The sequence below is a fragment of the Acetonema longum DSM 6540 genome (genome assembly GCF_000219125.1).
GTDB classification, from domain to species: domain Bacteria; phylum Bacillota; class Negativicutes; order Sporomusales; family Acetonemataceae; genus Acetonema; species Acetonema longum.
On the sequence record NZ_AFGF01000125.1, the window covers coordinates 1 to 7,387 of the forward strand.

Here is a 7,387-nt window from a genome sequence, read left to right on the forward strand (position 1 = left end):
AAAAAACCCTCGCTTGCTTTTCATAGCAAACGAGGGTTCTTACGGTGCGTTATCAATGAGGCACAGTCGGCATAATCAAAAAGGCCAGTATGTATAATCCAATGCCGACTCCCCGGTAAATTGCGGCCAGAGCCCAAACCAGGCGGATAATTGTGACATCAATCCCAGTGTAATTGCTGACGCCGGCGCATACGCCAAACATCATGCCATTGGCAGGATCCAACATCAGATACTTTTGCCCCGGCAGTAAATCGGCCGGACTGCCCCCGCCCGAAAAAAACTGCCAGACCGCCAGGCCGCTTAATGTGTAAGCCCCAAGCCGTACCAACCAGACCAAAGCCACCGCCCCCCGGAGACTAACTATTGGGTTTAGTATTTCCCCAAAATCCACGGGATAAACGTACTCTTACGATTTAACGCCGCGGTACTAAGGTCAGGTGCTTGCGTTCGCCGCTTTCTTTCGTCGCATCAGGCAGGGGAACCCTGTCAACAGGCTTGCACCGTCCGATGCTGATCAGAATGCCGACGGCCGTCAGGTTTACCACCAGCGAGGTTCCGCCGTAACTGATAAACGGCAGGGGAATGCCGGTTACCGGAAACAATCCCGTCACCATGGCAATATTGCCTACGGCCTGACCCAGCACCAGAATAATTACGCCGGAAGCCAGCAGCATCCCCACGCTGTCGCTGGCATTCATGGCAATTTTGACGGCGTACCAGGTAAAGGCGGCCAGCATCACCAGCACCACTGCCGCTCCGATAAACCCCATCTCCTGACAGAGAACCGCAAAGGCAAAATCGGTATGAGCCTCCGGCAGATAGTAAAACTTACTGCCTCCCCGGCCCAGGCCTGTACCCCAGAATCCCCCAGAGCCAATGGCCAGCAGGGATTGAACGACTTGATACCCCGAAGTCAGAGGATATTGCCAGGGGTCCATCCAGGCCAGCACCCGCTCGGCCCGATAGCCTACGGCGAAGATCAGATAAACGATTACAGCGCTGCCGCCCAGGCTCAGCAAGAAAAATTCCTGTCTGGGAATGCCGGCAATAAGATAAAGAGTCAGACACAGCCCCATCATCACGGCTGCCGTGCCCATATCCGGCTGGCGCAATACTATAAAGCTCAATGCCAGATTGATGTATACCGGCAGGGAAAATAGGGAAATTGGCTGGGACCGGTCCATTTTTGTCCCCAAATAAGCCGCCGAAAGCAGGATGACCGCCAGCTTGGCCAGCTCAGACGGCTGGAATTTGATGAAAATCCGGATCCAGCGCCGTGCGCCGTTAGCATCTTCCCCCAAAAAGTGAACCGCAACCAACAGAGCCACTGTAGCCACAAGTAATACCGGCACCAAGGCAATAACCCGGCGGTATCCCAGTTTGGCAGTGATAAAAAGCCCCATAAGGCCCAAAAAAACGGTCAAAAAGTGCCGTTTGATAAAATAGTAACTGTCATGAAACAACTGACCCGCTAAAACAAAACTGGCACTGAACACCGTAATTGCCCCGAATACCACCAAGAGCAGGGTAATCACCAGTACTGCCTCAGACGGACCTGCCCAAAACCTGGTTTTGCTTTCCACGGCACTTCCTCCTGTTTGCTATATCAATCCTTATTATAGCAAAATTATAGCAAAAAACTATTACCGCCGGTTAAAGAATTGTCCGTAATTTGTGAGACATGAACCAAATTACCGGTTCCGCATATCCTATATTATGATTTTGTGCGAGGTGAATCAGATGGTAGAGACGCCATATTCGTTGTTGCTCATCGATACCGGGGGTTCCAACGTGTTCCTGGCGGACGGCCCCAGCGGCCAGGTTATCCGGGAATGGCCCTTTCCCAAAGAGTATACACCGCTGGATATTATTCTCAGGGACGGCGCCAAGCAGGCGTACATACTTGCCGCGGCTGAGGAAGACAGTGCGTTGTTTCAGCTGGACATCGCTTCAGAATCCTTCGCCCGCCTGCCCGTTGCACTGCCGACGACCGTTGCCTTTGCCCTCAGTCCAATAAGCGAAACGGCATACCTGGTAAATCGGGAAGGTTCTTTGCATTCCCTAAACCTGTCAGATCACCGGCTCTGCCGCATCGGTCAGGCAGATAGCAAGGCGGTTTGCACTGGCCTGGCTGCCGATCAAAATTATCTTTACAGCATCTGGCGGCATGAAACCGGCGGCTTGCTGGCAACCTTTACCCATAGTGGCCGGTTAATGGGCGAATCGCTCTTACCCGGCATCCCCACTCATCTTGCCCTGAGCAACAAGCATCTTTTGATTCCGTTTACAGCCAGTCAGTCAGGCTGCGAGGGGGTATTTCTGCTTCCCAGCGGCAAACCTGAAAATCATCCAACTGCCATTACCCTTCACTGCTGCCGGGAGGCGCCAATCTTTAAACTGTATCCCTGCTTCGCGGCCTTGTCCCCCGATGAGACAACATCCTACATAGTATGCGAGGACAGTGCCACTGTCTGCATTATCGATATTGCCAAAGCCTGCATCACCGGCTCTATCCCGGTAGGAAGGTCATTGTCCAGCATAGCCCTGACGCCAGGCGGGCAATTAGCGGTAGGCGGCAGCCATATGTTTGCCGACCTTTCGCTGATCGACCTGGTAAATGAGCGCCTGCTTTCGATTACCGACTGCAACCGGGAGCTGTTCGGCAAGGTTGTTGTTGTGCCCTAAAAATCACGATACAAGTAAAAAGCACCTCCGGGCTTGAAGGTCGAGCGTTTTCAAACAAAAAAGAACCCCTTCTCATCCGGGGGTTCTTTAGCATTTTCTGTCCGGTTGCCCCCATCACGGGCTAGGTCTTTTTCCCGAAACCCAGGGGATTCGGCCAGACAGAATTCCATTTATGTTTTTTGGCTGTCGATGAATCAGCTTTCGTCTTGGCGACAGTTGCACTATCCTTTTTCTTGTCGCCTGAGACCTTTGGTGCAACCGGCTCGGGCTCGGGTTCGGGGTCAGGCGGAAAGTCAGGCGCTTGTGCCTCTATGTCATTGATTCGGTCGTCATCCTCATCTTCATCATCAATGGTGAGAAACGCTGCCGGTGTTACCGCTGCATTCTCGGCAGCAAGAGCGGAAGCTGCTGCTGCCTTCATACTGGCTTTTGCTTTTGCTTTGAGATTGGCGGATACTGTTGACGCCGCCGCATTAGCATAGGATGGCACAATCGGTACTCCTAAAGCTGATTCCGGCGCAAGAAGCGGCTGGAGTATGGAACCGGTTAACACTGCATCGGCGGCGATATCGGGACAACTGGCGAGTTTTTTCTCGATCATGGCCAGAGTTAACAGGAAGTGATCGGCTTCCCGCCGCATATGGTCGGCCATTAATGCTGGAATGATGCTGAGTACCCGATTGTCATTGATCATGTTATATAAGGCCCGGTTAAAGTCTCGCATCCGCTGGGAAGCAACCCTGGTATCCTGGGTGTAGCGGGTAAAAGACGGCACGATGTTGCCACCCCGCAGAATGCTGATGTAGTCGGTTCCCTGCAGATAGAGCCCGTCAAATTCACGGGCAAATTCCTCTGCAGTGCAGATCAGGCTGCGTTCCGACGGGTCCAGCATCTGCCGCAGAAAGCTGCCGTGGTCTCCCATGAGGCGCACCCAAAACAATATCTCCTCTGGCTGGGACATGACGCCATAGGGCTGTTTGCCGGCGCAGACCGACTGGAGCAACAGCAGAAAATAAGCGGCTTCCCGGGATAAATGATCCAAGAACAGCGGATACAAAGCGCCGCATAAATTCCCCGCCAGACTCATTTGCAGCAACCGCCGATTGAACCGGTAAAAATCCTTAACCAATACTTCAGTCTCGGAAGCCAGTTCACGGAACTTGCTGCTGCTTTGCACTCTTTCGGCACGGGTCAACAGCGTGCCAAAGGCCTGACAAAACCGTTGTGCTTCGTCTCTTAAATCCCTATTTTCCGCAGGCAGAAACGCCCTGATAAATACCGCGTGTTCCTGCATGATGGTTAGCCAAAATCGCAGGCCTTCCAAATTCACCGGCATAATCAGCCGGTCCTCGGACTCCTTTGCTGGTGGACGTGGCATGGCAACACACTCCCCCTGAATAATTGATCAGTATAGTGTATGCCACATCCCGGTATTATGTTCGATATTACATGGGACAAAATTCGCAACAATACAGATGGGCCTTTTCAGCACTCCCCTCAGCGGAAGCGGGCCTCACAGCGATATATCCTCATCCCCCGGGCGCTGAACTTCATTTCGTATTCGGTCATGATATTATCGGCTGCACCGCTGTTATGCAGGTCCAGGGTAATATTAGCAAGCTGCATGTTGGCAACGGCGAATTGGTTCAGGGAAAACTCGAACAAATTCTCGTTATCGGTCTTTAGGCAGATGACCCCGCTCTCAGCCAGAATCTGCCGATACCGGCCCAGAAACAAGGAATGGGTCAGCCGCCGCTTGGCATGGCGGGTCTTCGGCCAGGGATCGGAAAAATTAAGATAGATCCGGTCTACTTCACCCGGGGCGAAAAACTCCGTTAAACCGACCGCATCAGCTGCCATCAGCCGGACATTGGTCAGATCGTTTTCCTCCACCTTCTGAGCGGCATTGTACAGCACATCGACCACTGCCTCCAGGCCGATGAACAAGACTGCGGGATGAACTTTGGCCATCTCACTGATAAAGCGCCCCCGGCCAATTCCGATCTCCAGATACAGGGGAGCTTCCGGGGAAAACCCGCACAGTTTCCGCCAATTGCCCTGATACATTTGCATATCAGCTGGGTTTATAACCTGAGAAAATTCTTTGATCGCTGCTTCAATCCAAGGTTTTTTCCGTAAACGCACAGGTTTTTATTTGCCTCCTACTAAGAGCCTATTTAAGACTCATCTGCAGCCTAGAATCTGGGGCCAACAGTCCCCTCTCCCCTACTCTTTCTCCAGTCCATACTTATGCAGGTACCTGTATAATGTCACCCGGCTGACGCCAAGCATGTTGGCCAAGCGGCTGATGTTACCGCCGGCGGCTTTCCATGCCTCGACGAAAACTGCCTTATCCTCTTTCCAGGCCTTTCCCGGACCGGTTTCCACCGGCAGTTCCAGATCCGGCTTGTCAATCACTTCGCCCTGGCAATGGAAGAAGGCCTTTTCGACGGTCTCCTGCAATTGCTTGACATTGCCCGGCCAATCAAACCCAATCAGCAATTCCCTTGCTTCCTGGGTCAGCTTTTTCGTTGGCAAATGGTGCTGTTCCGCCAATTCCTGCAAGATATGTTCGGCCAAAACCGGTATATCCTCCCGCCGCGCTGACAGGGCGGGAACGCGGATCACAGTCTTGGAAAGGATTTCATATAAATTCCGGCAAAAGAGACCTTTGTCGGTTAACCGCTTCAAGTCGCTGTCGCAGGCGGCAATCAGACGAACATCCAGCGGCTTGCCGCTGTCACCCTTTTTCTCCCTGAGACGCTCCAGCAGCCTTTCGGCCAGATCCATGCCCAGCTTCTCCACTTCATCGATGAAAAGAGTTCCCCCATTGGCCAGTTCCAGTTTTCCCGGCCTCAGCCCGTCGGCTGTGCCGAACAGTTCGGCAGACATTTCCGACGGGGTCAGGTCGCCACAGTGCAGTGCAATCAAGGGGCCGGCCGCCCGGGGACTGGCCTGGTGAATGCCGTGAGCCAGACGCTGTTTGCCGATCCCCGGCTCTCCCTGCAGCAGGATATGCTGCTGTCCCCTGGCTGCCCGGCCGGCTTTTTCCTTAGCGGCCAGTATGATTTCCGATATACCGGTCAGGCTGGACAGACTATAGCGGGCTTTATAACTTATCGCGTGGGCCGCCATATTCCGAATTTCTTCCAACGGTGTAGAGATAACGGCAATGCCGCTGATCTCCCGCCCTTGATGCAGCGGCACGACGGTCGTAATATCTTCATAGGTTTTCCCCGGCATGAGCCAAGTCATCTCTTTGTTATAGGAAGGGACGCCATAGAGCCCTTTGTTGAGAGGAGTATGGTGAAAATTATTCACAACCGCGTCCAAGGCAACTGTCTCCTCGGTCGGGTCAGGGCTGCCCGCCGCTATCAGCCGCTGGCGTCCCAATTTGTTGGCGTAATCCACCTGGCCGTCAGGACGGATATAATAGGCTGCTGACGGCATCGCATCCAAAAGAGCATGCTTGGCCTCCAGGCGCTCCATCAGAGCCAATTGGTTCTCCAAGCCGCAACGCATAGAATGGAGCAAAACCAGCATGCCGTTATAGGGGAGTTCGCTCTGCTCCGCAGCAACGATGGTTAAAATGTAACGAAATTCCTGATGCACAAAAATCGGCGTAGAACAGGCCTCACCGGTTTGAGCTTCTTTCAGCCACATTTCAGGCGCAAACAGCAAAAACGGCACCTGACGGGTATAAGCCAGACTGATGCTGGATGTGCCGATGTCCCGCTCGCTTAGCCTGGCGCCTTGCACCGCATCCGTTGATTTTTGAAAAAACGGCAGGGCGTAGTTTTTTAAGGCGTAGCAATCCCGGTCCAGTAACAGCAGGCTAAGATTATAGGCGCTGAAATAATCTCTCACCGTCAAATATAAATCATCCAGGTATTGAATAGCAAACCGGCTTTCCTCATGCCTGGCCGCCAGTTCCTCTGCTGCCAGACGCACCATCTGGGGCGGAGCATCCGGCCGGATCCCGTATTTACGGCTGTTTTTCCATGATTCAGCTATCCATGGGTGGACATTGGGGTCAATTTCCCCGGTTGTAACAAATTTTTCATAATAATGTTGCAGTTTCTCTTTACTGCGCCGCTCACGAATCATTCATCATCCCCCGCTCATTCATACACATCCGTTCTCTACAAGAATACCATATTTTTTGCAAATTCGCGATATCGTGCTCCGGTCATCTTTAAAACTTTACGATAACAGAACACTGATTGCAAAATTAAGTCCTCTTCCCATTATTTTTCCAGTTTATGGCCTATTTTATCCCTATCTGTATCTTGCCGCATACAATATATCGTGGTAAGATAATAACATATCGCAAGATATCGATTGTCTCGTTGGGGACAAGCTAAAAAAATAAGTGTAGGGGGTCCTATAATGACAATTGACGGCATTACGGTTTGTGCGGATTCGGGCTTAACTAGCGAGGAAATTGCCAGGTTGGTTTCTGACGAAAAATCCTTGTGGCAACAGCGCGGCAAAACGCTGGCACAAGTAGACATTACCTTGGAAGGCACTCAAATCACTGTTACATCCATGGAGAAATCTCCCATTCGTCGTATTCGCCGCATTACTGGATACCTAAGCAGCATTGATAATTTTAATGATGCCAAACGGGCGGAGTGTCAGGATCGTGTTGTCCACGCCAGCTAAAGGGGGCCATTGAAAAAGGCCCATCTGCGTTGTCAGT

7 protein-coding genes are annotated in these 7,387 nt (G+C 52.2%); 2 read left to right on the plus strand and 5 right to left on the minus strand.

All coding sequences use genetic code 11. The features are described 5' to 3' along the window. Positions 1-52: 52 nt before the first annotated feature. Together ALO_RS22860 and ALO_RS13210 are read right to left on the minus strand one after the other, a co-directional pair. A complete protein-coding gene (locus tag ALO_RS22860) occupies positions 53-337 on the minus strand; it encodes a PspC domain-containing protein (protein WP_004096773.1) in 285 nt (94 codons plus the stop codon). Between the two features lie 76 nt (positions 338-413). Next, the gene (locus ALO_RS13210) at positions 414-1,583 is read right to left on the minus strand and encodes an FtsW/RodA/SpoVE family cell cycle protein (protein WP_004096774.1); all 1,170 of its coding nucleotides are present in this window, start codon (positions 1,581-1,583) and stop codon (positions 414-416) included. Positions 1,584-1,740: 157 nt separating this feature from the next. On the opposite strand from ALO_RS13210, the gene ALO_RS13215 reads away from it, so the two are divergent. Continuing rightward, complete coding sequence (locus ALO_RS13215; RefSeq protein ID WP_004096775.1) at positions 1,741-2,685, plus strand: YncE family protein; 945 nt, start codon at positions 1,741-1,743, stop codon at positions 2,683-2,685. Positions 2,686-2,806: 121 nt separating this feature from the next. Here ALO_RS13215 and ALO_RS20960 read toward each other — a convergent pair whose 3' ends face one another. The 3 genes from ALO_RS20960 to ALO_RS13230 form a co-directional block, all read right to left on the minus strand. After that, entirely contained in the window at positions 2,807-4,063 is a 1,257-nt protein-coding gene (locus ALO_RS20960; RefSeq protein ID WP_004096776.1) for a DUF2935 domain-containing protein, read from the minus strand. 119 nt (positions 4,064-4,182) lie between these two features. Beyond that, positions 4,183-4,830, minus strand: coding sequence for a tRNA (guanosine(46)-N7)-methyltransferase TrmB (gene trmB, locus ALO_RS13225; protein ID WP_004096778.1), 648 nt, complete (start codon positions 4,828-4,830; stop codon positions 4,183-4,185). An 81-nt stretch (positions 4,831-4,911) separates the two neighbouring features. Next, on the minus strand, positions 4,912-6,792 hold the full coding sequence (locus ALO_RS13230; RefSeq protein WP_004096780.1) for a sigma-54-dependent Fis family transcriptional regulator: 1,881 nt from the start codon (positions 6,790-6,792) through the stop codon (positions 4,912-4,914). A gap of 282 nt (positions 6,793-7,074) precedes the next feature. Between ALO_RS13230 and nrdD the strand changes: the two genes are divergently transcribed. Then, positions 7,075-7,350: an anaerobic ribonucleoside-triphosphate reductase gene (gene nrdD, locus ALO_RS13235; protein ID WP_004096791.1), complete on the plus strand. Its 276-nt coding sequence runs from the start codon at positions 7,075-7,077 to the stop codon at positions 7,348-7,350. The last annotated feature ends 37 nt before the right edge of the window (positions 7,351-7,387 follow it).

Excerpts from the sequence above, each read along its gene's own strand:
- ALO_RS13215 (WP_004096775.1), top strand. The coding sequence starts at position 1,741 with ATGGTAGAGACGCCATATTCGTTGTTGCTCATCGATACCGGGGGTTCC.
- ALO_RS20960 (WP_004096776.1), bottom strand. The coding sequence starts at position 4,063 with ATGCCACGTCCACCAGCAAAGGAGTCCGAGGACCGGCTGATTATGCCG.
- ALO_RS13230 (WP_004096780.1), bottom strand. The coding sequence starts at position 6,792 with ATGATTCGTGAGCGGCGCAGTAAAGAGAAACTGCAACATTATTATGAA.
- nrdD (WP_004096791.1), top strand. The coding sequence starts at position 7,075 with ATGACAATTGACGGCATTACGGTTTGTGCGGATTCGGGCTTAACTAGC.